Source organism: Streptomyces montanisoli (assembly GCF_017813245.1).
In the GTDB taxonomy this organism is placed as follows: domain Bacteria; phylum Actinomycetota; class Actinomycetes; order Streptomycetales; family Streptomycetaceae; genus Streptomyces; species Streptomyces montanisoli.
In genome coordinates, this window is sequence record NZ_JAGIQL010000052.1 from 1 (window position 1) to 23995 (window position 23995).

A 23995-nucleotide genomic window follows, 5' to 3' on the forward strand; every position below is an offset into this window, starting at 1 on the left:
CCGCCGGCTCCACGGTGAAATAGGCCACATTCCACCGGTCGAATACGAGAACAACCACTACCTCACGACCACGAAACCCCAGGTCACAAACAATAACTGAAGTCTCTACCGAACCCGGTACGGTTCAGATCCACTTTGCCATCCCCGAGAGCTACCGCCCCGCCTCACCGCCAGACCCGATGCCCGAGCCCCGATCCGCCAGACCAATCCCTGACCAGCACAAACCGAGCTAGCCGGACTATGCAGCAATTAAAAATCCTGCGCCGAGCACTACATTCCGAGACGATCACTAGACCTGCACCTCGGGACGTCTCCGGATCCCAACGCCTCCTCGGAAGCCCCCGCTCAGAACCCCACTACGCCACAGCAAGGAATCCCGTAAGGATCACTAGATCCCCAGCTCAGAGCATCATCTATCTAGTGATCGCTAGCGGATTTGTCACACGGTGGCGTCGTCCTGGAGGCTCCCGTGGCACGCGTCGGTCACCGCGGCGGTCAGGGCGCGCACGACCTCGCGGGAATGCTCGCAGGCCGTGCCACGGAGCAGGCCGGGCAGGTCGACTGCTTCAGCCTGGCGCTCCTGCATGCCGTCGGTGCAGAGGACGAGGCGGTCGCCGGGCCGCAGGTCGATGTCCTGCACCGGGTACGGATCCGGCGTCGCGACACCGAAGGGCAGGTGGACGGCCAGAGGGACTTCGCCGATCTGACCGTCGCGCAGGCGCAGCGGCCACAAGTGTCCGGCATTGACGAGCCGGGCGCTGCTGCCGTCCAGGGCGATGCGCAGCAGCCGGCCGGTGGCGAACGTGCGGTGGCCGTGCTCGAGGACGGCCTGATGGGTCTGGCGTGGCCACGGAACGCCCCACTCGGCGAGCTGGTCTCGCTTCCATCCGCCGTCGGGCGTGCGGGCGGCTTCGGCCTCTTCGGGCCAGGGCAGGTCGGTCATGATCAGCGGCCACCCATGAGGAACAGGGCCGACGCCGGGTCAGCGAGGCCTTTGCCCAGCTGCTCGCTGTCGGCCGCGACCGTCCGCAGCTCCGCGGCGGTCGTGGCAACCTCGGTCTTCACGTCGCCCCGCTCGACCGTGGCCTTGTCGCTCTTGACCAGGAGCTCCAGGACGTCAGCGGTCTGCTCGAACGCCAGCGGGAGCCGCTCGACCAACGACTTCAAAGCCCGGGTGGCCTCCGCCAGCGCGGGCGCCGACAGCCCCTTCGCGTCATCCAGCACCACGCGGTCGAACTCCTCCATCACGTCCCGGACCTGACACACCAACAGTGCCGGAGCGGTCTTCGCCGCCATGTTCTCGCCTCTCGCCGCTGGAATGGCGGCCCTCAGACTCCCCCACCACCGGCAGCCGGGCGGACCTGTACGTGTACCCGTCACCCGACCGTCGGCAGCGTGCCCGGCTCAGCGGCGCAGGCACGAGAGCCAGGTTCCGCCGACCTTCTGCTCAGGCACGGCCTGCTCCGGCTCCTGGTCCTCGCGCGTGCCGGCCGCAGGACCGAGGACGGCCGCGGTGACCTTCTGCTTGCAGCCGTCGCACAGGTGCGGGTGGGAGTCCCCCGGGGCTCCCCAGTCCTTCGCCTACCCCTGCGCCGCCTCCCACCGTTCGTCGGTGAACTTCATCCCGCAGCCGGGGCACACCGGGCGGCGCGCCTCCCGCTCGGCTGCCTGCTTCGCCGCCTGCTCCTGCGCCGCGCACTGCACCTTTGCCTGGTACTCCGCCTGGGCACGCGCGGTCTCTTCCCGGGCGCGGGCGTCGGCGGCCTCGCGGCAGTAGTGCCGATCGCCCGCCACAAGGGCTCCATGTGGTCGCGGCCGAAGCGGAGGAACACCGCTCCGGTCGGACCGTACTTGCTCAGGTTCTTCAGGGTGGTCGCGATGATCGGGATCCGGCCGTCGTAGCGATGGTGGCCGCCCTTGTGCCGCTCGCCCTCCCACAGGTGCCGGGCGAGCTCGCTCATGCGCACGGCGGTACGATCGGGGCTGCGCTCGCCGAGCGGGTTGAACACCAGCAGAACGGGCGGGTGCGTCCTGTCGCCGGAGAAGGTGGCCGGCACCATCCAGCGGGTGCGCCACATCGGACGCTCCTCGCCGTCGGTGCCCTTCACCGTCCGCCGGAAGAAGCGGGGCGTACTTCTTCCAGCTTGGCGGCGCGGTCTCGTGGCAGTTGTCGACCTTGAGGAACAGCAGCGGCACCTGATCCTGCCGTGCGGTGAGCACCAGGTCAGCCTGGGCGCCGCCCTTGCCGGGCGCGTTCCAGGTGCCGGTGGCGGGCAGCGGGACCCCGGTCCAGTACGAGGCGATGGTGCCGACGCCGCCCGGTGCGTCGACGGCGACCCGGGCGGCGGCCCGGACGTGCGGCGGGTCGTCGGCGAGCCTGGCCATGTTCGGCTTCGGGCGCAGCATCGCGATCACCGTCTCGTTCACCGCCACCGGGTGACAGGGGCCCCGCTGGAGTCCGCGCCACGCGCGGTGGAGCCCCTCCGCGCGCGGTGGAGCCCTCTCCCCCGCCGGGCGCCGCATCTCGTACGAGGCAGTTTGCAGGCCCTCGGTGGTCAGGTTGCGCAGGGCGTCACCCGTCTCGGTGCAGCCGCCGTTCTCGGACAGACCGCACCCCGCATGCCGGAGAGCGCGCCGAGGGTGCGAAGCGGTACGGGCCTGCCTCCGCTTCCACAGGGTCTCCCCGCCGGCGTGCCGAAACGTCAGGTGCGATGCACCGACCCGCTGATCTGACCAGCCGTGGCCACCTTCAGAAACTGTGTCAGAACCGGCGATCTGTGACACTCCGTGGGTGTGCGCCGACAGTGACGGAGTTCCCTGAACTCAGCCACCCCGTGAGCGGCTCCGCCTCAAAATGGCTCCGCTTCATTCCTCAGCGAAACCGCGCGCGCCCAGGAGCCGAGCCCCACAGGTGAGAGAGACCGCCCACCAGCCGGCCCCCGCCCGGGGCATTGCGGCCGACTCGTCATGCGACCATGCGCAGCCAGGCCGCCGCGAGTGCGGCGTGACCGGCCGGCGTCGGGTGCACACCGTCCGCAGCCCAGTACTCCGGCCCGGTCGTCGTAGCGAGCTCGGCGAACATGTCGTCGGCGGCAAGCAGATGCGCGCCGTACGTGCGGGCGAGCTTGCGCACAACCTGGATCTTCAGGCCCAGATCGGTGCGCCATTCCTTTCGCTCGTCGTCTCCGATGAGCGCGTAACCGGCGCCCGCCTCGACGACGCCGCGGATCGGCAGAAGAAACGGCTCGATGAGGACCAGCCTCGTGCCCGCTTCGGTGAGCGGTGCGAGCAGGCGGTCATAGCCTGCCTCGAACTCCTGCGCAGTGATCACGTACCCGTTCGGGTCCAGCGTGTGCCAGCCCATGTCGTTGACACCGACAAGGATCGACACCACGTCCGGGCGTGCATCGAGTACGTCGGTCCGCCAGCGGGCTTCGAGGTCCATCACCTTGTGCCCCCCCCGATCCCGGTGTTCAACCAGGTCACAGGCCGGTCCGGATGCTCAAGCCCCCATTCACCCGCGATGCGCAGCGGGTAACCGAACCCGAGACCGTCTTCGCTCTCCAGTCGTCGGCAGTCGGTGACCGAATCACCGGTGAACATCACGGTGCTTCCCGCTCGGACAGTGATCGTCACGTGCGCTCCTTGAACCCGGCTGAGGAAGAGGACCTCTCGAAAGGTGCCAGCCCCCACCGACACCGCACCGACAGCCCGCCGACACCACCGCCTCCTGTGGTGCGGTGGTGCGGCCTGCGGCACCCGGCCCCACCAACCGGCACACCAACCACCAAGCGTCACACATCACCGGCTGTGACACAGCTCCTCAAGAACTGGCGGGCCCTCACCAAGCTCCGCACCGACCCCGCCCGTGCCACCCGTCTCATGCGTACCCTGCTCGTCCCGACGAACCTCGAAGCCAACCGCTGACTAATGATCTTCTCCGTGGACTCCCACCCACCTCGCTCAAACAAAGCAGGGCACTCGAGGCGGCGGATTTAAGGAACGTACAAGAGCCATTTCCTGATCGGAGCGGAAGTGTCGTCGCCACTCGCCGCCCCACGGGATGCTCTGCGGTTCGTTCTCCACGCCCATTGGCCCCTGGGCCCCTGTGGTGTGTGCCGTCTTCCATGCCTCGTAAAGCTGACCGTATCTGCACCGGCGCCCCTTATGGGCCGTCAGCGATCGATCGGGAGAATGCCGCCCAGGCCGCTCTCGAAGAGGATCTGTTGGACCGTGTCGTCGAGGGTGCTGGCCGCGTCGATGATGGTCTCCAGGCCGTTGGGGAGCAGGTCCTCCTCTCGGTACCAGTCACGTAAATGGCCCTCGTTGACGTGGGCGAGGTACTCGGCGTCCGGTTTCGTCGCGTGCCGGAGCACCGTCTCCTCGAAGGGTACGTGGAGGTAGTAGCACCGCGTGAGGCCCTCGTGGGCGCGCACCAGTGCCTGGAGCATCGTGCCGTAGCGGTCGGCGTACAGGATGCCTTCGACGACAACGTGGAAGCCGTTGTCGAGGGCGTAGCGGGCGGTGAGGTCGATCAGGCCAATGTTCGCAGCCCCGGGCCGGTCGCGTTCGCGCAGCACGATCCGGCGGAGGTTGTCCTGGGCGACGATGGCGAGGTTGCGCCCGAACTCTTCGCGCAGAGCTGCCGCGACGGACGACTTGCCCGAGGCGCTGTTGCCTCGGAGCACGATCAGACGCGTGTCGCTGGTCCCCACGGTGCCGTGCGCGGCCTCAGTCACCGCGGATGACCTGGATGCGGTTCTCGTGGAAGTGCTCCCAGTCCATGACCAGGCGGAAGCGGCGGTGGGCCTCCAGGCGCTCCGCGTCGGCCGGCTCCTTGCCCCGCTGGACACGGGCGTCGCCGGATGCCACGAGTTCCGCGAGGGCGAGCCGGACGTCGTCGACGTCCTGGCCCGTGGCTGCCGCGAGCCGGTCCAGGGAGGTGAGGGCCTCCTCCGGTTCACCCAGATCGTCGACCAGGTGGTCGATGAGGGTGTCGAGGAGCGGCCCGGTGCGCATCGTCCAGCGGATCGAGTCGAGGCGCTCGGTGAGTTCGGGGTCCAGGGGCAGCAGGTCGCCGGGCAGCGGCAGCGCGGCGGGCATCGACCACCGGGTGCCGTCCGGCGTCTCCTCGCGGCGGGCCAGGCCCCACGTCAAGTAGAGCTCGGACAGGTCCCGCACGGTGGTGGGCACCGGGAAGCCGGCGGTCGTCAGCATGGCGCTGAACTGCTCCCAGCGGGCCGCCTCGCATGCCTCGCGGCCCTCCGGCGCGGCCTCGTAGTCCCATTCCTCATCCGGCCAGAAGAAGGTGAGCGCGCCGTCGAGGTCGCCGCCGAGCATGTCCCAGTACCCGTCGAAGATCTCGTGCACCAGATCGTCCAGTGAGCCGGTGAAACCGGGCCGGCACGCCGTCCCGATCAGCATGGTCAGCGGGAAGCCCTGACGGGGCAGGACGTGCTCCCAGCCCGACATCCACCAGTCGTTGTGCATCGCCATGTCCCGGCGCGGCCCGGGAACAGACGCCTTCTCAGTCATCCGCAGCTCTTCCTCGAAAACACCTCGATGCTCGCAGCGTACGCAGCGAGACCGGCCTTGGTACGGGTGGGCTCGCGTAGTCAACCGCCGCGAGTTGACCCCTCTCACTCCGGCACTGCTACTGACCGTGACAACCGTAGGGGGAGATTCTGGGTGTCAGGGCCATCCGGTTGGATGAGCACATGACTGTCCACGACGTAGCCCGCCAGCTCCCTTCCCTCGCTGACCTGCGGAACCTGTGCCGTTCACTGGCGATGCTCGATGCGATCCTGAACCCGGACTGGGAAGGCCGGTACTACTCCTTCAACGCCGGCTGGGCCGAGGGCGAGGAGATGGCGTCGATGCGCAACGGGTCGGGGGACCAGTACTCGATCGTGTTCTCTGCGGCCGGGGCCTATGTCCGTGGCTTCGACCACGAAGCACCGACGAGCCCGTACGGCAACGATGGCGAGCCCTGGCCGGGAGTGATCGACGACGTTCCGGAGGTCTTCAAACCCCTCGCCGAGGAGCCGGCGTTCACCGACGAGGCCGGCGTCCCCGTCGTGACGGCCTGCCTGTGGCGGGAGGCGACGGATGAGGAGTGGCAGCACGGTGTGATCGACTTCCCCGCCGGGCGTTGCGACCCGGACGGGGCAACGCATTTGTTCAAGCTCCTGATCGACCCCTCGCCGGAAGCGTTCCAGCGCTTCGCCGAGGACTACTACGAGGTTCCCGTGCCCCTGGAAGCGGTGCGCGACGTGTATGCCTTGCGGCCGCTGAGCCAGAAGCTCGTGTCATCCCTGAACCCGGGGGTCACCCTCGCAGACCTGGCCGAGGACATCGCCGAGATCGGCTATCCGCAGCCGGCCCGAGACGTGATCTCAAGCCTCCATCGTCGGTGAGTCGACGGGGAGCCCAGGCCAGATGGTGACCCTGGGCGGTCGTCTGCGGCGTATCGGCTCCAGGACCCGCCAATCTCTGTGAGGAGGCGGCTGGTGGTCCTGTCGTGGTAGCCGAGGACATCCACGACGACGGGCGCAGGCAGTTTGAGGGGTTGCTGACGGACTGCGGCGCCGCGGGCAGCGGCGATAGGGATACCGGCCCCATTCAGGAACACGGACAGGTGGTTGAGGCCGAGCCGTCGGCCGCTTCGGCAGCCGGAGGACGTGCCAGGTCGCGAAGAGCTTGATCGTCATGATGTGTTCGGGTTCGGCAATGTCGGCCATGCAGCCGGGTAGCCAGCAGCTGCGTTTCCCAGTTGTCCGCGGCGCATGTCCAGCCATGCCAGTCCGCTTTCGGGCTTGTCCGTCGTCACCAGCAGGTCGAACAGCGGGGGGCGGGCGTGGCCCGTGCCGTCGTCGAGCAGTGCGGTGAGCTGGTCGGTGAGTATGCAGCGTTCGCAGTCGAAGGTCTGAGTCCGGGTTGCGTATCCGCGGTTCAGCGGTTGGCGCTGAGAATGACCATGAACGACGAGGGGGCCTGGCGAGAGGTGATCGCCAGGCCCCCGCACTGCTCGTTGCCTGCACCGCGCGCGGTAAGGGCGTTGGTTCGGCACTGCCATGCCGGGGTGGCGCGGTCAGTGGCCGCTCCGCGGCCTTGGCCTTCGCGTCGTCAGGAATACCAGCGCACCGACCGTTACTAGCAGGACCGCTATGCCCACCCGCGGCAGGACGCCGTCCGTGCCCGTGGCGGCGAGCCTGCTGCCGGCCGTCGGTCCGCTGCTGGTTGCCGCCGCGGAGCCGGTCGGGTTCGCGGTGGCCGCGGCCGGCGGGGACGCGGAGGTGCTGGGCGACGGGCTGGACGGTGCCGAGCCGGTGGTCTGCGCCGTGATCGGTGCGGTGTCGTTCGCCGCGTCGTTGTCACGATTGGGGTACTTGTGGTTCTCCACCGCCCGCACGCTGCCCCGCGCGCCGGGCACGGCCCGGTCGATGCGCACCGTGAACTTCTGGGTCACGGAGTCGCCCGGCCGGAAGTCCGTGCCGGCGATGTCGCAGGTGTAGCTCTTCGCGCCGGCCTTGCCCGGTGTGCAGTTCCACAGTGGTCCGGGGTCGCCCTGTTCGCCGGGGCCTGGGGCGCCGGTGATGGTGGTGCCGGCGGGCGGGGTCACCACGAACGTGCCGGAGTCGTCGGCGTCCATCCACTGGAAGCCCATCCGGCCCGGTCCGTTGTTGCGCACGCCCACGGTGATGCTCACCGTCTCGCCGGCCTTGCCCTCGACCGTGTCACCGAGCGCCTGGTAGTCAGCGTGCTGGGTGGTCGCGAAAGTGCCGTATCCGGAGCCGGTGAAACCGGAGTTGGGGGTGACGGGCTTCAGGCCGAGCGGCGCGCCGGTGCCGCTCCCGGGGAAGTCGGACGGATCGAAGGATTCGGGCACGGTGCCGCCGACCGGCCACACGACGTAGGTGTTGTAGCCGTACATCGTGTCCTTGGACACGCTGTAGCGCAGCGGCGCGTCCGTCTCGTAGGCCGCGCCGGGCGCGACCGGGGTGTCGAACCGGCACCAGGCGCCGGCGTCGGGCCGGTTCGAGTAGTGGCAGTTGGAGTGGTCACGGGCGAGCACAACGCCTTCCGAGTCCTGCACCCACAGCATGACGCCCTCGCCGGCAGGGGCTCGGCCGGTGTTGGCGAAGGCGGGGGTGCGCTCGAAGACAGCGCCGGGCGCGATGTTCTTCAGCGACGGATAGGGCCGGCTGACGAGCTTCGGCCCGCCGATCAGGACGTCCGTCCTCCCCGTCACGGTGGCCGCGTCGGAGGCGGTCGCGGTGTAGGTGATGGCACCGGTGTCGCCCGCCTTGGCGGCCGCGGTGGGCTTCAGGAAGAACGGGTCGATCGACTCCCCGCCCGTCAGCGGGCCCACGTCGCATCTCACCTTCAGGGTGCCGGTGCTCACGCAGTCCCCCGTGACCACCATCGTCGCCTTCCCGGCAAGCGACGACGCGTCGACCGCGACCGAGACATCGTGAGCGTCCCCGCCCGAGGCGGTGATGCCGAGGCCCAGGTTCGGGCCCTCGCCCTCGGTGGGGAGGTAGTAGTTCTCCTGGACGTCCAGGACGAGCGTCGTTGTGGCAGCGTGCGCGGCCGGTGTCGCGACCGCGACCGCAGCGGCCGCGAAAGCGGCGGCCACCGCGGTGCGCCAAGTTCTGCGTATCGTCAGCACACTCTATGGACACGCCGGGACACCGGAAGGTTGCATCCCACGGCCACCGCATCATGCCTCGGCCGCCGTACGCGGGAGCGCCGGAGGCGACGCGGGCTCCTACAGTTCGATCTGGATATGCTCCACGTCGGTGAACTCCACGTCCAGGCCGTGCGCGCGGGTGTTGTCTGCGCGGAAGTACATCTGCGCGAGGCCGTCGGCGGTGATCTGCTGGAGCTGCCGCTCGGTGGCGCCGTGCTCGTGGGCGGTGAACAACCGGTCGGCGTATGCGGGCGGCAGCGCCTGGGTGATGTCGCGGATCCGGGCGTCGTCGCTCGTGCCCGGCTGCGCGGTGAAACCGAACCGCGCACGTGTGGAGACGACCAGGCCGTCCGTGGACGCAGCCTTCTTGCGCGCCTTCGCACGCACCCGGGGCTGCCAGCGCTTGGTGACCTCGCTCTCCAAGCGGCCCCGCAGGACTTGCCGGGGCCGCTGCAGCCTGCCGACGACGTAGCGCTCCACGGTGCGCTGGGAGATCCCGAGCAACTGCGCGGCGGCCTTGGTGCCCCCCAGTTGCTTGACCAGATACCGCATCTGCGCCGGGGCGCTCTGCGGGATACGGCGGGTGAACGCCCCCTGCAGCGCACGGTCCAGACCGTCCCCGACCGAGTCCGCCATGGCCCGCTACTCCTCTGCTCCGGCGTCGTGACCGGTCTTGATGAGGTTGGCGATGTTGCACACGCCCCCGCGTTCCTCGAACAACTGCTCCGCCCACAGCACGCTCCGGGTGCCCTGGTGCTTGACCATGCCCGGCGAGACACCGAGTCGGAACGTGCCCGGTACCGGCTTGCCCTCCGGGGTGTGCGGCAGGACGTCAAGCGGGGACGGACCGGGCGAGGGGTAGACGATCGCGTCGGTACCGATCGCGACCGGATACACGCCGGCCGCCGCGGCGGTCTTCATCAGCTTGCGGTGCAGGCCCACACGCTGGTTCGCCAGCACAGCGGCCCGGATGTCGGGGCGCCACGTCTCCCGGCGGAGTGCCGGGTAGGGCTCGTAGTAGGGGACCTGGCCGCGGCTGCGCTGGCGCAGCTTGCCGATGCCGCCCTTCGCCGTCGCCTTGATCGCCGTGGCCAGCAGGCCCATGGTCGGGTCGGCCTCGTTGGAGCGGGCCATCGCGTCGAGGAACTCCTGGCCCGCGAGACCGGTGGTGACGCCCATGTCCGCCATCGTCGCGACGTACGCGTCACGCAGGCGCTTGTACCAGGCATCCAGGTAGCGGCCGGTCCGGGTGCGCACATACGCCTCGAGCGGCGCGACCTCGAAGCCCAGCTCCACCGCGTAGGCCACGGTGGGCGTGGCGTACCAGGCCGGGCCTTCGGGACGCTCGCCCTTCGGCGTGAACGGGGACGGCAACCGCGTCCCGTCGACGGTGCGGTCGCCCACGTGGACGCGGGACAGGTCGACGTGGGACAGGTCGACCAGCCAGGAGCCGGGCAGCGCGGCGTCGAACGTCGGATCGCCGGTCAGGTGGGTCGGCCCGTTCAGCCCGACGGTGAGGCCGTTCGCGGCCGCGGCGAACGACATGTTGACGTCGACCGCGATCAGGAACCGGTTCGCGCACTCCTCGTCGCTCAGGGCACGGCACCAGTCGTAGGGCTCCTCCATCAGCATCTCGGCCGGGGTGCGGATGTGGTGCCGGGCGAACCTGCCCTTCAGGTTGGGGTGCTCGTCGGGGACCTCGCAGTCCACCACTTCGTACAGGGCGGTGATCGCGTCGTCGTTGAAGGCCTGCTTGAACTCGCCGCCGGCCTCGTCCTTGTGCGCACGTGTCGGCGGGTGCAGCGCGACCATCAGCTCCAGGCCGGTCGTCGCCGTGGTGCCGCGCGGCGTCATCACCCGCTCCGCGTACAGGCCGAGATACCGGGCGAGATCGGCCGGGTGCATCGCCGGCAGCCGCGGGTCGTCCTTCGAGTCCCACTCGCGGGCATCCAGCGCGTTCCACGGCAGCACGCACAACTGGACACAGCGCCGCACCGACCCCTCGGGGTCGCGGAAGACGCGAGCCCACGGCCCGAACCCGCGCCGGGTCAGTTGCAGGCCGGCCCTCTCGATCTGCCTGACCACCTTGTGACCGGGCGCCAACCGCCCCGCCCGCTGCTCCTCCTGCGACAAGGCGGCAGGCAGCCCGTAACGCTCCAGCGCGGCCCCGGTCAGTACGAGAACGGGATCGGCGTCACGCCCATGGCGATGCAATCGGGCCTGCCCGAGCCTCGCCTCGGCAAGCGTCCAATCAACCAGCGCCGGGATGGTTTTGGCGGGCACGTCCAGGACCAGGCCACCCACGCAATACGCCGACACCTGTCCGTCCTCGCCGGCATCGACAACCGCAAGCGGGCCGCTCTCGAACCGGGACCCGGCAACAGCAGCCGGCTTCGCGGTGCTGCCTCCTGCCGCCTTCGGGCGGGACGGCGGGACAGCGGCGGGCGCGGGAGCGGGACGGGGACGGGGACGGGAATCGGGAGCGGGAACTGGCTCTGGGGATGCGGCAGAGACAGGGGCGGGGCGTGCCTGCGGGGCCGCGGGCTCGCCGGAGGCCGCTGGGGGGAAGCGGGTGGCGAGACCTTCCAAGAGCCGAGCGTACGCAGCACGCTTCGGCGCTCGCGGCTCGCTCTTGCCACTCTCCCAACTGCCCACCGCCTCCCGACGCGCCCCCAGCACCCCGGCGACCTGCGCCTGGCTCAGACCCGCGGCCTCCCGCAAACGCCTGCGCTCCTCAGGCGCCGGCAGGTCGTCCGTCGCGACGTGCTCCAGCAGTGCGTCGACCGCGCTGAACAACTCATCCTGCGTGGACACCCAGCCACCTCCCTCAGGCAACCTACCCGAACCACCCGCCGAAACGCTCACTCAAACGCACACCCATGACGCTCGTCGCGTCGACCGCCCCCGCGTCCTCATGGCTTCCGCGTGGTCCATTGGGAGGATCGGATCACGTCCTTTACGGACAATCACCGTGGCACATGTGCAGTATGCGAGTCATGGGCGATTCGCAGACCGTACGCGGTCCAGTACATCCCGTCATGCCGGCGCAGTCGGAGGCCCGGCCGGACGACGGCGCGGGCGGCGCCCGCCGGTACGGGCGCGTCGTGGCCGTGGTCGGGCTGGGGTACGTGGGGCTGCCGACGGCGCTGGCCCTGCGGGCGGCCGGGTCTCGCGTCATCGGTGTCGATGTCAGCGCCGCCCGGTTGCGGGAGATCCGCGCGGGTGCCGCGGACCTGCTGCCGGAGCAGGCCGCGTATCTGGCGACGCTGCGGGATGACGCCGCGTTCCTGCTGACCGCCGATGCCGGTGCTGTCCGGGACGCGGACACGGTGATCATCTGTGTTCCCACACCCGTGGACGGTCATCAGGTGCCGGATCTGCGGGCGTTGTCGGCCGCGTGCGCCTCGGCGGTGTCCCACGCGGTTCCGGGGCACCTGCTGATGCTGACCTCGACCAGCTATGTGGGGACCACGCGCGATCTGCTGGTGGCGCCGCTCTCGGCCCGTGGGCTGGAGGCGGGCAGGGATGTCTTCGTGGCGTTCGCCCCCGAGCGCATCGACCCGGGCAACTCGGCGCATGCGCAGGACCGTACGCCGCGTGTGGTCGGTGGGGCCGGTGCGGCGAGCACGGTGATCGCCGCGGCCGTACTGGCACGGATCGCGCCTCGTGTGCACCGCATGGACAGTGCGGAGGCGGCGGAGATGACGAAGTTGTGGGAGAACACCTTCCGCGCGGTCAACATCGCGCTGGCCAACGAACTCGCGGACGGCTGCCGGCACTTCGGTATCGAGCCGCGGCCCGTCATCGAGGCGGCCGCGACGAAGCCGTACGGGTTCATGCCGTTCTATCCGGGTCCCGGGGTCGGAGGCCATTGCATTCCGTGCGATCCGCACTATCTGCTGTGGCAGTTGCGCGCCCGGCGGGTCGCCTCGCCGCTGGTGGACGCGGCCATGCAGGTGATCGCTGGACGGCCGCGGCTGCTGGTGTCGCGGGCCGGTGCGGTGCTCGCCGAGCGGGGTGTCCGCATGGCCGGGGCGCGGGTGCTGCTCGTCGGCTCGCCTACAAGGCGGGCGTGGCGGACCTGCGGGAGAGTCCCGCGCTGGAGATCGCCGAGCGGCTGGCCGAGTCGGGGGCGCGGGTGTCGTACACGGACCCGCTGGTGCCGTACGCGGTGCTCGGCGGCCGGATGGTGCACAGCGTGGACGAGCCCGGAGCGCGTGCGTGGGATCTGGTGGTGCTGCACACCTTGCAGCCGGGAGTGCGGCTCGACTGGCTTGAGGCGGCCTCGGGCGCGGTGCTGGACGCCACATGCGGTGCGACTCCCGCGCCGGCTCCGGGCGAGCACGGGGCTGTGATCCCGCCCCCGCCGGAGGATCCGTGTTGTGACCGTCCCGTGGGCGCACGGCCGGCGGACGTGCCGGCGGGTGGGCCCGCGTGACGAACGTACTGCGGCAGCGGGCCGCCCGGCCACCGGCTCAGCGGGCGGCGCCCGGGGCTGCCGGGGTGGAGGCGGCGGGGCGGCTGGAGCGGTGCGTGCGCCGCGTCGACCCTCCGCTTCGGCAGGGCGTGCGGCGTGTCATCGTCACCGTGTGCCTGCTGCCGCTGCTGCTTCTCTTGGCCCGGGAGTCGCTGCGGCTGCCGACGCTCGCTCCTTTCCTCGCCTACGGGTTCGTCGTGCTGGCGGGTACCACCGGCATGCTCTACGTCGCCTACACCCGCTACGAGGACCCCGCCGACGAGGCCCTTCCCATCCCCGTCCGTTCGCGTGGTCGAGCGGGGCGGGAGTCGGCAAGCTTTCCTCTGCTCGGCGAGGCGCCCGGGGTCGCGCTGCTGGTCGCCGTGAAGGACGAGAGGGAGCGCATCGAGGAGTGTGTGCGGTCCATGGCCGCGGCGGCGGCCTGTCTGCCGGGGGCGAGGGTCGTCATCGTGGACGACTGCTCGCAGGACGGCACCGTCGAGGTCCTCCGGCGGCTGCGCGACGAGCTCGGCGCCACCCTGATCGAACTGCCGCGCAACGTCGGCAAGAAGCATGCTCTGGTGCAGGCGTGCGCCGTGGTGGACAGCGAGGTCATCGCCTTCACGGGCTCCGACTGCGTGCTGGCGCCCGACGCGCTGCGCCGATGCGTGCGCGCACTGGTCCGCGACCCTGAGTTCGGGGCGGTCAGCGGTCACTGCAGGGCGCTGAACGCGGACGCGGGGTTGCTGACGCGTGTGCAGGATGTCTGGTACGAGGGGCAGTTCCGGGTGGCGAAGGCCGCGGAGGCGTCGTTCGGGTCGGTGACGTGCGTGTCCGGGCCGCTGGCCGTCTTCCGCCGTGACGCCGTCCGCAACTACCTGCCCGCCTGGGCCGACGATCGCTTCCTCGGTGCCCCGTTCCGCTTCGCCACGGACCGGCAGCTGACGGGGTACGTGCTGGGGCAGGCGTGGCGCGGGGCCGCGCTCAAACGGCGCTACGCGGACTCGCCGTTCGTCAGCGCCCAGGACTATCCGGAGCGGCGGTGGCGGGTCGGCTACGTGCGGTCCGCGAGGGTGTGGACGGATGTGCCGGCGACCTTCCGCTCACTGCTGCGCCAGCAGGTCCGCTGGAAGAAGAGCTTCATCCGCAACCTGTTCTTCACCGGCTCCTTCATGTGGCGGCGCGGCCCTGCACCCGCAGTCCTGTACTACGGGCACGTGCTGTGGGTGGCGGCGGCGCCGGTGATGGCGTTTCGCCACCTGGTGTGGGGGCCGGCGCACGGGACGTTCCTGCTCGCCTTCCTGTACCTGTGCGGTGTGATCCTCAAGGGCTGCGTGTGGGGGCTGGCCTACCGGGCGGATCACCCGGGTGACACCCACTGGCGCTACCGGCCGGTCATGAGCGTGCTGTCGTCGGTGCTGCTGGCGTGGCTGCTGCCGTACTCCCTGCTCACACTGCGCCGGGGCGTGTGGACGCGGGGCACGGCATGAAGGGCGCGCTCCTGCTCGCGCGCCGGGTGGCGGCCGGTGTCCTGGCCGCGGCGGCGGTGGTCACCGTGTATCTGCTGGTCCTGACCCGGGGAGCCGTCCTGTGAAAGCCCCCACCGCGCCGCCGGGCGCTCCTGCCGGGGCCACGGAGCCGATACGCTCCGACCCGCCGGGAGGTACGGGCGCGCCGCCACCGGGACGGTGTGCGCCGCACCGGTGGCGGCGGCTTCCGGCGCGGGTGCTGCTTGGGGTCCTCGCCCTGGTGTTGTGCTGTCTGCCGTTCGGCGCCGTCTGGTGGTACAGCGGGTCGCGCGGGGCCGTCAGCGCGCAGGCCGCAGCGCCCGGTGGGTCTGTGGCCGCTGCGCGAGCCGCGGGCCGGGCAGCGCTGACGGGCACAGCCTCGGTGCCGCCCGTGGTCCTGGCCTACCACGACATCGGCCGGGGCTCGCCCAGCCCCTACACCGTCACACCGAAGGCTCTCGACGCGCAGCTCGCGGCCCTGTCGGCGGCCGGCTACCGGTCGCTGAGCAGCGAGGAGTTCGTGCACTACCTGCGTACGGGGCGCACACCGCCACGGCGTTCCGTCTACCTGACCTTCGACGACGGGACCCACGGGCTGTGGGTGTACGCGGACCGCATCCTCGCCAGGTACCACATGCGGGCGGCCTCGTTCCTGATTACCGGGCGGGTCGGGCACCACCGCCCGTACTACCTGTCCTGGCCCGAGGTCGAACGGATGGCACGCTCGGGCCGCTGGGACTTCCAGGACCACACGCACGACCTGCACCGGCGTGCTCAAGTGGACGCGTCGGGCCGGCGGGCGTCAGCGCTGGCCAACCGGGTCTGGCTGGCCGGGTCGCGGCGGCTGGAGTCCCCTCGGGAGTACCGGCGCAGGGTCGAGGCGGACCTCGACCGGTCGATCCGCGACCTGACCGGCCACGGGCTGCCCAGGCCGCGCGTGTTCGCGTATCCGTTCTCCGAGGCGAGCGCACCGGCCAACCTCCCGGGTGCCTACCGGGGCATCCTGCACGACGCGCTGCGCGCACGCTTCGCCACCACGTTGACCAACACCTCGGGCCGGCCGCTGCCCGCCGGGCGCCGGGCGGCGGCCGCCGGCGTGGTCCAGCGGGTCGAGGTGAAGGCCGGCAGCACCGTCACGTCCCTGCTGGGGCGTATCAGGCGCTGGACGGCCGTTCAGCCGGGGGCGAGCCCCTCTCCCCTGGCCCGGCCCGCCCTGTGGGAACGCACCGACGGCTCCGACCGCCCCGACCTGGGCGCCCTGACGGGCGCCGGGCCGTATCCCGGGCGGACGGGCTACGCGGCCGCCTCCTACCGGCCGGACAGTTCGGCGGACTGGGACGGCTACACGGTGGAGGCGACGGCGACCGGCCTCGACGCGGAGGGCACGAACAACGTCGACGTGGTCGTCCGCGACGGCAGTCTCGACCCGGTGACGGTGGTGATCAGCCACAGCCACGTCAGCGTGGTCGAGGGCCGCGGGCCCGGCCGCCACGAGACCGTACGCCGCGCTCTTCCCGTCGCCGCCACACACCGGGTGCGGGTCACGGTGCACGGCGGCCGCACCGAGGTTCGCGTGGACGGCCGGGTCCGCGTCGTGCGTGCCGGAAAGCACCATACGAAGGAGGGCGATCTGAGCGGAGGCGTCGCACTCAGCGTCCGCAACGGTGACGCGCACGGCCACTGGCCCCGGTTCACCGCCCTCACGGTGCGCGCGGCGGGGGGTCACCGGTGAGCCCGGAGCGGCGGCAGGACGATGCCTCGACGTCCCGGCGCGCCCTGCTGCGGAGTGGACTCACGATCGGGATGGCGACGGCGCTGTCCGGTGCGCCGACGGCCGACGCGGCACCCGGGACGCCCCACGCACGCGGGGCGTCGGCGGCGTTCCTGCCGCGCTTCCCGGCGTCCGGCCTGGTCACCAACGAGTACGCATACCGGCATGCCGGGGAGGCCGGCGCCGTGTGCGACCGGGACTGGTCCGTCACCAGCGGGTCGCTGTTCGCGGTGCTCGGCGCGGGCTGGAGCGGGGTGCCCGACGGTTTGTCACCCGACCCCGGGTCCCTGCACAGGACCGGTTCCGCGGTCCTGCGCATCGTGACGCGGCGCAGGGACTTCCGCGACGTCGCGGTCCGCTGCCACGTGCTGCTGCAACCGCCCCGCACCACGCACAGGACGCCGGCCACCGACTGGGACGGCGGCCACCTGTGGCTGCGCTACCGAAGCCCGCAGGAGTTGTACGCGCTCAGCTTCCGCCGCCGTGACGGCGCCGTGGTGATCAAGCGCAAGGCGCCAGTGCCGGGCGCGCCGGCCGGAGCGCCCGGCACGTACACCACCCTCGCGCACACGAAGCACCCGGTGGACTACGGCGCCTGGCACGCCATCACCGGCCGGGCGGTGACCACGCGCGCGGGCGGGGTGCGGCTGAGCCTGGCCATCGACGGCCGTACGGTGCTCGAGGTGGAGGACCGGACTCCGGGCAGGCTCGCGGAGGCCGGGGGTGTCGGCGTGCGCGGCGACAACACGCTGCTGTTCTTCCGGCATTTCACAGCGCTCCCCACCGGGTGGGGAGCGCTGCCCTTCGGATCGCCCGGCGGCCCGGGCGGTGGCGGGGCCGCCTGCTGACCGCTTCGGTGAGCGGCGCGCGTCCGGCGCGGTGCCCGGCGCGGTCAGGCCGGGCAGCCGGCGTCCGCGACGATGTAGTGGCCCGGCGCGGTCTCTTCGAGTGTGTGGGTGACGAAGACGTTGTACAGGCCCATCGCCTGCCCCGAACCGGCCGCGTACACGTATCCTCCGCTGGTCGTCGCCCGGCCCGCGGCGACCTGGTGATAGTTGTCGGCCGTGAAGCACCGCGGGGTGAAGCCGCCGGTGGCGGTGGCCGTGACGGCGCCCGAAGCGGCCCCCGCGGCGCCCGAGGCGTCCACCGCGGCGACGGTGTACGTGTAGGAAGTGCCTGCGGTCAGGCCCGTGTCGGTGTAGTGGGTCGAGGTGGTCGTGCCTGTCTCGGTGCCGTCGCGGTAGAGGGTGTACGAGACGGCCGAGTCCACCGGGCCCCAGGACAGTGCCGCGGTGGTGTCCGTGGTCGCGGTCACCTTCAGGTTCGCCGGCGCCGGAAGTGACCCGGTGCCGCCTCCCCCGCCTCCGCCGGGGCCGTCGAGGCCCCAGAAGAGGGCGGTGTAGTAGGAGGAGCAGATCGTGTCGAGGAAGTACGCGCCGGTCGCGCCGCACTGGCCGGCGCCGGAGCCCGGGTCGACGGCCAGGCCGTGGCCCATGCCGGAGATCGAGAACGACGCGACGGCCGGGTTGCCGGTGGCGTCGTTGTACAGGGTCTCCGTCGTGGATCCCGGCAGTGACCTGGTGCTGGACGGGGTCTGCCCGATCCCCCACACGTCGGTCCACTGGGCCACCAGTTCGGTGGCGTTGACCGGGTAGACCGTGTAGTCGGCGGTGCCCTGCCAGATGGCCACCCGCGGCCAGGGCCCGCTGTAGCCCGGGTCGGAGTCCTTGGCCTTCTTGCCCCACTGCGCGGGGGTCAGGTGCTGGTCGTTCATCTGGCAGCCGCTCGCCGCGGTGAGCGTCGTGGCACACTGCGCGGGCAGGCCGGAGTCAACGGAGCCGCCGGCGAAGACGTCCGGGTAGTCGGCGAGTAGATCCGCCGTCATGCCGGCACCCGCCGACAGGCCGGTCACGTAGACGCGGTGGGTGTCGCTGCCGAACTGCTGCTCGGCGTGGGTGACCATCGCGAGGATCGAGGCCGCCTCGCCGTTGCCGCGGGTGTCCTTGGACGAGTCGAACCAGCTGAAGCACTTCTCGATGTTGTTCGCCGTGGTCGTCTGGGGGAAGACGACGGCGAACCCCCACTGGTCGGCGAACTTCGCCCACCCCGAGTCGTTGTAGTAGTCGGTCGCGGACTGGGTGCAGCCGTGCAGGGCGACCACGACCGGCGCACCCGAGGACAGGCCGGCCGGCGCGTACTCGTACATCTGGAGGTTGCCGGGGTTCGAGCCGAAGTCGGTGACCTGCCGGAAGGTGCCGGCGGCAGCGCCTGCGCGGGCCGCGGCCCCGGGGTGGGCCGAGGCGGAGGCCGGCGCGGCGAGCCCGAGCAGGCCGAGGAGGAGAGCCACGATCGCTACGCATGCGGTCGCGAGCGTGCGCAAGAGGGGGCGGTGTGCGGACGGTGGGTGCATGGGGGGCTCCTGGTGGGGTGGTGTGACGGTGGTGGCGGCCGGCACGCCCCGTGGCGGGGCGTGCCGGGGCGCCGTAACGCGGCTGACTCCGGCGGACGTTAGGACGCGCGCTCGGGCGCGGACATGGCGGCAGGGGCCACACGCGCGGCCGCCTTTGTGTGTGGCGATCACGTGTGACGCGGTGCCCGCGCCTTCCTACGGTGGCGGTCATGGACAGCATGCAAGATCCGGTAGCACGACCGGACAGGTACCTGACCGGCAGGACGGCCCTGGTCACCGGGGCGGCGAGCGGGATCGGGCTGGCCTGTGCGCTCGCCCTCGCGGCGGCGGGCAGCCACGTGCACGTCGTCGACATCAGCGCCGATGAGGCGGGGAAGGCCGCGGCCGCCGTCGGTGGCAGCGCACACGTCGTCGACCTGTCCGACGCACGCGCCGTGGACTCGCTTCCGGCCGACGTGGACATCGTGGTCAACAACGCGGGGATCCAGCACATCGACGCCGTCCACGAGTTCCCGCCCGATCGGTTCGCGCTCATGCAGCGGATCATGGTCGAGGCGCCGTTCCGCATTCTGCACCGCACACTGCCGGGGATGTACGAGCGTGGCTGGGGGCGGGTCGTGAACGTCTCGTCCGTGCACGGGCTGCGCGCCAGCCTCTACAAGTCGGCCTACGTGACCGCGAAACACGCCCTGGAGGGGCTCAGCAAGGTGGTCGCCCTGGAAGGGGCCCCGCACGGCGTCACCAGCAACTGCGTCAACCCCGCCTACGTGCGCACGCCCCTGGTCGAGCGGCAGATCGCCGACCAGGCCCGCGCGCACGGCCTGTCCGAGGGCGAGGTGATCGGGCGGGTCATGCTCGAACACACCGCGGTCAAGCGCCTCATCGAGCCGGAGGAGGTCGCCCGCGCCGTCCTGTGGCTGTGCGGGCCCGACACCTCGTACATCACCGGGACCAGCCTCGCGATCGACGGCGGCTGGACCGCCCACTGACGCGGCGCGGCCCGTACCGCGCATCCCGCCGCGCCGCATGGTGGCGCGCCACTCCCCCGCCGCACCGATTGTGGTGCACCGCCACATGGGTGGCCGATCGGCCGCTTCCTACCGTGTGGCGACATCCAACGACCCATCGTCCAGCCGGAAGTAGTGACCCATGGCCGCCTCGCCGTCCGCTCCACCAGCCACCGCCAGACTGACACGCGTCGTCGCCGCGTCCCTCGTCGGCACCACCATCGAGTGGTACGACTACTTTCTCTACGGCTCAGCCGCCGCCCTGGTCTTCGGCAAGGTGTTCTTCCCCGGCTCCGACCCGCTCACCGGGACCCTGCTCTCCTTCCTGACCTACGCCATCGGCTTCGCGGCACGTCCTCTCGGTGCCATGGTGTTCGGCCACTTCGGGGACCGCATCGGCCGCAAGAAGCTGCTCGTGGTCAGCCTCATGATGATGGGCGGATCCAGCGTCCTCATCGGCTGCGTGCCCGGTTACCACACCATCGGCGTGGCCGCGCCCGTCCTGCTGACCGTGCTGCGCCTCATCCAGGGCTTCGCGCTGGGCGGCGAGTGGGGCGGAGCCGTTCTCCTGGTCTCCGAGCACGGCGACATCAGGCGCCGCGGGTTCTGGGCGTCCTGGCCGCAGGGCGGCGCACCCGCGGGCAATCTGCTCGCCGTCGGTGTGCTGTCGCTGCTCACCGGCGTCCTGAGCCCGTCGTCCTTCGAGGCGTGGGGCTGGCGGGTGTCGTTCCTCGCCTCGTCCGTGCTGGTGGGCATCGGCCTGTGGGTGCGCCTGAGTGTGGACGAGTCACCGGTGTTCAAGGAGGCGCTCGCCAAGGCCGAGGCGCGCAAGGAGAAGGAGGGAGCCGATCGGCTGCCGGTGGTCTCCGTCGTGCGCCGGCACTGGCGGGACATCGTCGTCGCGATGGGCGCGCGGATCGCGGAGAACATCTCCTACTACATCCTGACCGCCTTCATCCTGGCCTACTGCGTGGACCATCTGAAGCTCGACGAGCAGACGGCCCTGAACGCCGTCCTGATCGGCTCCGCCGTCCAGTTCTGCCTGATCCCGCTGTTCGGGGCGGCCTCCGACCGGCTGGGCCGCAAGCCGGTGTACCTGTTCGGCGCTGTCGGGGTGGGCGCCTGGGCGTGGGCGTTCTTCGCCCTGGCCGACACAAGGTCCTTCCCCGTGCTGGCGGTCGCCGTGACCGTCGGCCTGTTCTTCCACAGCGCCATGTACGCGCCTCAAGCGGCCTTCTTCTCCGAGCTGTTCGCGACCCGCATGCGCTACTCGGGCGCCTCCATCGGGGCGCAGCTCTCGTCGGTGGTGGCCGGTGCGCCCGCACCGCTCATCGCCACCGCGCTGCTCGGGGCCTACGGCAGCGCGCAGCCGATCGCCCTGTACGTCAGCATCGCGGCGGTCGTGACGGTCATCGCGGTCATCGCGGCGCGGGAGACCCGGGGCCGCGACCTCACGGCCATCGGGGAGGACGGCGGCGGGCCTTCCGCGGCCGGCGTCAGGGCGGCGGGCGAGCGGACGGCTTCGGCCGGCTGAGGCCGGCCGTCCGCTCGCGCACGGCACCGGGCCGCCACGGCCGGGCCGTTAGGCTTGCCGGGCTCTCGTCCCGGCGGGAACGCGCCGGGACGTCCCCGTCCCATCCGTCACGCACCCCGATGAGCCGCCATGCCGGAAGTCCCCTCCGCCGCGCCGCACCTGAGGCGCCTGCTCGACCTGCTGGCCACCGACGCGCCCGCCGACGCGCTGAGCGCCGTCCCGGCCGCCGCCCGCAGCGCGGGGGTGGGCGCGGCCGACCTCCTCGAGATCGAGCGTGCCACCGGGACGGCCCTGCGTGTCAGGGGCTCCCTGCGCCAGCACCGGCGCAGGGAGCAGGAGCTGGCCGCCCTGTTCGACACCGCCGGCGATCTGGCCGCCTCCACGGACCTCGACGCCGTGCTGAAGGCCATCGTGCGCCGGGCCAGGATGCTGCTGGGCACCGACACCGCGTACCTGACACTGCCGGACGAGGAGGCGGGCGACACCTACATGCGGGTGACGGACGGTTCCGTCTCGCCGGTCTTCCAGAACCTGCGCCTGGAGCTCGGCGAGGGCCTCGGCGGGCTCGTCGCGCAGACGGCGAGCCCGTACGCCACCCCCGACTACCGCACCGACGAGCGCTTCCACCACACCCGCACCATCGACGCCGGTGTGGTCGACGAGGGCCTCGTGGGCATCCTGGGCGTCCCGCTGCTGCTGGGCTCCCGGCGGGGCGGCGCGGGCAAGGTCATCGGGGTGCTCTTCGCCGCCGACCGCGCGCCGCGCCCGTTCGGCCAGGACGAGGTGGCGCTGCTGTCCTCGCTCGCCGCGCACGCGGCGATCGCCATCGACACGGCGGGCGCGCTCGCCGACACCCGGCAGGCGCTCGAGGACCTGGCCGCCGCCAATCGGGAACTGGCGGCGGCCAACGAGGTGGTGCGGGAGCACTCCGCCGCGCTGCAGCGCGCCGAGGAGGCCCACGACCGCCTCACCGATCTCGTGCTGCGCGGTGGGGACGTGCGGGACGTCGCGGCCGCGGTCGCCGCGCTGCTCGACGGTCCGATCACCATGCACGACCCGGGCGGCGCGCTGCTCGCCGCGGTGCGCCAGGACGGTGACGCGTTCGCCGCGGACAGCGTCGACGCGGCGTGGCTGGCCGCGTCGGCGGACGAGTCGCGCGCCACGGCGCGGGCCGTGCACCGCGGTGGCCGTTGGGTGTGCGCGGTACTCGCAGGTCAGGAGATGCTCGCCGTCATCGTGCTGTACGGCCGCCGCCGATTGCAGGACGCCGACCGGCGGCTGTTCGAGCGGGCCGGTGTGGTGACGGGGCTGCTCCTGCTGCTGCGGCGCACCGTCGCGGAGACCGAGAACCGGGTGCGCGGCGAGCTGGTCGCGGACCTGCTCGAGTTCCCGGAACGCGATCCGGCCGGGCTGTGCGAGCGGGGGCGCCGCCTCGGCGTCGACCTGGAGCGGCCGCTGCTGGTGCTCGTGGCGCAGACGGCGGACGGGGCACGGGAGCGCCTCAGCGCCGCGGCCGTTCCCTACCTCTTCGGCGGCAGGCCGGGCAGCGTCGGTGCCGAGCACCGCGGCGCCCTGGTGCTGCTGCTGTCCTGCGGTCCGGGTGACGAGCGGACCGCGCCGGGCAGCGCCGAGGGCGGCGGGGCGGAGCAGTCCGGCCCGGCGGCCGGGGCGGCGGCCAGGGACGCCGCCCCGCGGTGGGAGACACGCATGAAGCCCGACACCTCCTGCCCACCCCCGAGCGGAAGGATCCGTCGGGGCCAGTCTGCGGGGAGGTGCCGGGCTTCTCGACTCGAACGGTCACGCCCCGTGAGGGACGCGGCGCCGCGGAGGCCCGCTGCGGTCAGGCGCCCATCATGTGCACGCCGCCGTCGACGTGCACGATCTCGCCCGTCGTGCGGGGGAAGAAGTCCGAGAGCAGCGCGACGATGCCGCGGCCCGCGGGCTCCGGGTCGCTCAGCTCCCAGCCGATGGGGGCGCGGTCGTTCCAGACGTCCGCCAGCTCGCCGAAGCCCGGGATGGACTTGGCCGCCATCGAGCCGAGGGGGCCCGCGGAGATCAGGTTGCACCGGATGTTCTTGGCGCCGAGGTCACGGGCGACATAGCGGCTCGTCGACTCGAGCGCGGCCTTGGCGACGCCCATCCAGTCGTACTTGGGCCACGCGACCTGGGCGTCGAAGGTGAGGCCGACGACCGAGCCGCCGCGCTGCTCCATGAGCGGCAGGCAGGCCATGGTGAGGGACTTCAGCGAGTACGCGGAGACGTGCACGGCCGTTGCGACGTCGTCCCACCCGGCCTCCAGGAAGTTGAAGACCCCCTGCGGGCCGAAGGCGATCGAGTGCACGACACCGTCGAGGCTCGCGTCCTCGCCGAGGTGCTCGCGCACCCGGCCCTCCAGGCCGTCCAGGTGCTCCTGGTTGGTGACGTCCAGCTCGATGACGGGCGCGGGCTTGGGCAGCCGGCGGGAGATGCGCTCCACGAGGGAGAGGCGGCCGAAGCCGGTGAGGATGACCTCCGCCCCCTCTTCCTGGGCGATCTTGGCGGCCTGGAAGGCGATGGACGCCTCGGTGAGGACACCGGTCACGAGGATGCGCTTGCCGGCGAGGATTCCACTCATGTG

At 71.6% G+C, this 23995-nt stretch carries 19 protein-coding genes and 3 pseudogenes; 10 read left to right on the forward strand and 12 right to left on the reverse strand.

Features of this window, described 5'->3' with window-relative positions; genetic code table 11:
• Positions 1-439: 439 nt before the first annotated feature.
• The 3 genes and pseudogenes from JFN87_RS14980 to JFN87_RS14990 form a co-directional block, all read right to left on the reverse strand.
• Positions 440-841, reverse strand: a pseudogene (locus tag JFN87_RS14980) (PP2C family protein-serine/threonine phosphatase); the annotation flags it as partial.
• A 104-nt stretch (positions 842-945) separates the two neighbouring features.
• The gene (locus JFN87_RS14985; protein ID WP_209340544.1) at positions 946-1296 is read right to left on the reverse strand and encodes a hypothetical protein; all 351 of its coding nucleotides are present in this window, start codon (positions 1294-1296) and stop codon (positions 946-948) included.
• Between the two features lie 285 nt (positions 1297-1581).
• Complete coding sequence (locus JFN87_RS14990) at positions 1582-1794, reverse strand: hypothetical protein (RefSeq protein WP_209340577.1); 213 nt, start codon at positions 1792-1794, stop codon at positions 1582-1584.
• Between the two features lie 418 nt (positions 1795-2212).
• Between JFN87_RS14990 and JFN87_RS14995 the strand changes: the two genes are divergently transcribed.
• Positions 2213-2440, forward strand: a complete 228-nt coding sequence (locus JFN87_RS14995; protein WP_209340545.1) for a hypothetical protein — start codon at positions 2213-2215, stop codon at positions 2438-2440.
• Positions 2441-2965: 525 nt separating this feature from the next.
• Here the strand turns inward: JFN87_RS14995 and JFN87_RS15000 are convergent.
• The 4 genes from JFN87_RS15000 to JFN87_RS15015 form a co-directional block, all read right to left on the reverse strand.
• Positions 2966-3445, reverse strand: a complete 480-nt coding sequence (locus tag JFN87_RS15000) for a GDSL-type esterase/lipase family protein (protein WP_245179751.1) — start codon at positions 3443-3445, stop codon at positions 2966-2968.
• Entirely contained in the window at positions 3445-3636 is a 192-nt protein-coding gene (locus tag JFN87_RS33695; protein WP_245179752.1) for an SGNH/GDSL hydrolase family protein, read from the reverse strand. The genes JFN87_RS15000 and JFN87_RS33695 overlap by 1 nt, the downstream gene beginning before the upstream one ends.
• Positions 3637-4175: 539 nt before the next feature.
• On the reverse strand, positions 4176-4739 hold the full coding sequence (locus JFN87_RS15010) for an AAA family ATPase (protein WP_209340546.1): 564 nt from the start codon (positions 4737-4739) through the stop codon (positions 4176-4178).
• Positions 4732-5535, reverse strand: coding sequence for a DUF6042 family protein (locus JFN87_RS15015; protein WP_209340547.1), 804 nt, complete (start codon positions 5533-5535; stop codon positions 4732-4734). Before JFN87_RS15015 ends, JFN87_RS15010 begins: the two co-directional genes overlap by 8 nt.
• A gap of 182 nt (positions 5536-5717) precedes the next feature.
• Here JFN87_RS15015 and JFN87_RS15020 point away from each other — a divergent pair, with 182 nt between their 5' ends.
• Complete coding sequence (locus tag JFN87_RS15020; RefSeq protein WP_209340548.1) at positions 5718-6416, forward strand: hypothetical protein; 699 nt, start codon at positions 5718-5720, stop codon at positions 6414-6416.
• 674 nt (positions 6417-7090) lie between these two features.
• Here the strand turns inward: JFN87_RS15020 and JFN87_RS15025 are convergent.
• The 3 genes from JFN87_RS15025 to tap all read right to left on the reverse strand — a co-directional run bounded on the left by JFN87_RS15025 (position 7091) and on the right by tap (position 11506).
• Complete coding sequence (locus tag JFN87_RS15025) at positions 7091-8638, reverse strand: hypothetical protein (RefSeq protein ID WP_307865456.1); 1548 nt, start codon at positions 8636-8638, stop codon at positions 7091-7093.
• A gap of 132 nt (positions 8639-8770) precedes the next feature.
• Positions 8771-9328: a telomere-protecting terminal protein Tpg gene (tpg, locus tag JFN87_RS15030; RefSeq protein WP_209340550.1), complete on the reverse strand. Its 558-nt coding sequence runs from the start codon at positions 9326-9328 to the stop codon at positions 8771-8773.
• Between the two features lie 6 nt (positions 9329-9334).
• A complete protein-coding gene (gene tap / locus JFN87_RS15035; protein ID WP_209340551.1) occupies positions 9335-11506 on the reverse strand; it encodes a telomere-associated protein Tap in 2172 nt (723 codons plus the stop codon).
• 224 nt (positions 11507-11730) lie between these two features.
• Here tap and JFN87_RS15040 point away from each other — a divergent pair.
• From JFN87_RS15040 to JFN87_RS15055, 5 genes and pseudogenes are all read left to right on the forward strand, one after another.
• Positions 11731-12687 (forward strand): annotated as a pseudogene (locus JFN87_RS15040) (nucleotide sugar dehydrogenase); the annotation flags it as partial.
• A 77-nt stretch (positions 12688-12764) separates the two neighbouring features.
• Positions 12765-13130 (forward strand): UDP binding domain-containing protein, encoded by a 366-nt coding sequence (locus JFN87_RS34355; protein ID WP_307865457.1) that lies wholly within the window; start codon positions 12765-12767, stop codon positions 13128-13130.
• Positions 13127-14638 carry a glycosyltransferase family 2 protein gene (locus JFN87_RS15045; protein WP_372449233.1) on the forward strand — a complete coding sequence of 504 codons (1512 nt, stop codon included), beginning with the start codon at positions 13127-13129 and terminating at the stop codon, positions 14636-14638. Before JFN87_RS34355 ends, JFN87_RS15045 begins: the two co-directional genes overlap by 4 nt.
• 349 nt (positions 14639-14987) lie before the next feature.
• A complete protein-coding gene (locus JFN87_RS15050; protein WP_307865458.1) occupies positions 14988-16388 on the forward strand; it encodes a polysaccharide deacetylase family protein in 1401 nt (466 codons plus the stop codon).
• The gene (locus JFN87_RS15055; RefSeq protein ID WP_209340553.1) at positions 16385-17275 is read left to right on the forward strand and encodes a hypothetical protein; all 891 of its coding nucleotides are present in this window, start codon (positions 16385-16387) and stop codon (positions 17273-17275) included. The genes JFN87_RS15050 and JFN87_RS15055 overlap by 4 nt, the downstream gene beginning before the upstream one ends.
• Positions 17276-17319: 44 nt before the next feature.
• Here the strand turns inward: JFN87_RS15055 and JFN87_RS15060 are convergent, their stop codons facing one another.
• Positions 17320-18837, reverse strand: a complete 1518-nt coding sequence (locus JFN87_RS15060) for an extracellular catalytic domain type 1 short-chain-length polyhydroxyalkanoate depolymerase (RefSeq protein WP_209340554.1) — start codon at positions 18835-18837, stop codon at positions 17320-17322.
• A gap of 209 nt (positions 18838-19046) precedes the next feature.
• On the opposite strand from JFN87_RS15060, the gene JFN87_RS15065 reads away from it, so the two are divergent.
• From JFN87_RS15065 to JFN87_RS15075, 3 genes and pseudogenes are all read left to right on the forward strand, one after another.
• A complete protein-coding gene (locus JFN87_RS15065) occupies positions 19047-19826 on the forward strand; it encodes a 3-hydroxybutyrate dehydrogenase (RefSeq protein ID WP_209340555.1) in 780 nt (259 codons plus the stop codon).
• Positions 19827-19986: 160 nt separating this feature from the next.
• Positions 19987-21378: an MFS transporter gene (locus JFN87_RS15070; protein WP_209340556.1), complete on the forward strand. Its 1392-nt coding sequence runs from the start codon at positions 19987-19989 to the stop codon at positions 21376-21378.
• 129 nt (positions 21379-21507) lie between these two features.
• Positions 21508-23067, forward strand: a pseudogene (locus JFN87_RS15075) (GAF domain-containing protein); the annotation flags it as partial.
• Positions 23068-23218: 151 nt separating this feature from the next.
• Here the strand turns inward: JFN87_RS15075 and fabI are convergent.
• On the reverse strand, positions 23219-23992 hold the full coding sequence (gene fabI, locus JFN87_RS15080; protein ID WP_209340557.1) for an enoyl-ACP reductase FabI: 774 nt from the start codon (positions 23990-23992) through the stop codon (positions 23219-23221).
• Between the last annotated feature and the right edge of the window lie 3 nt (positions 23993-23995).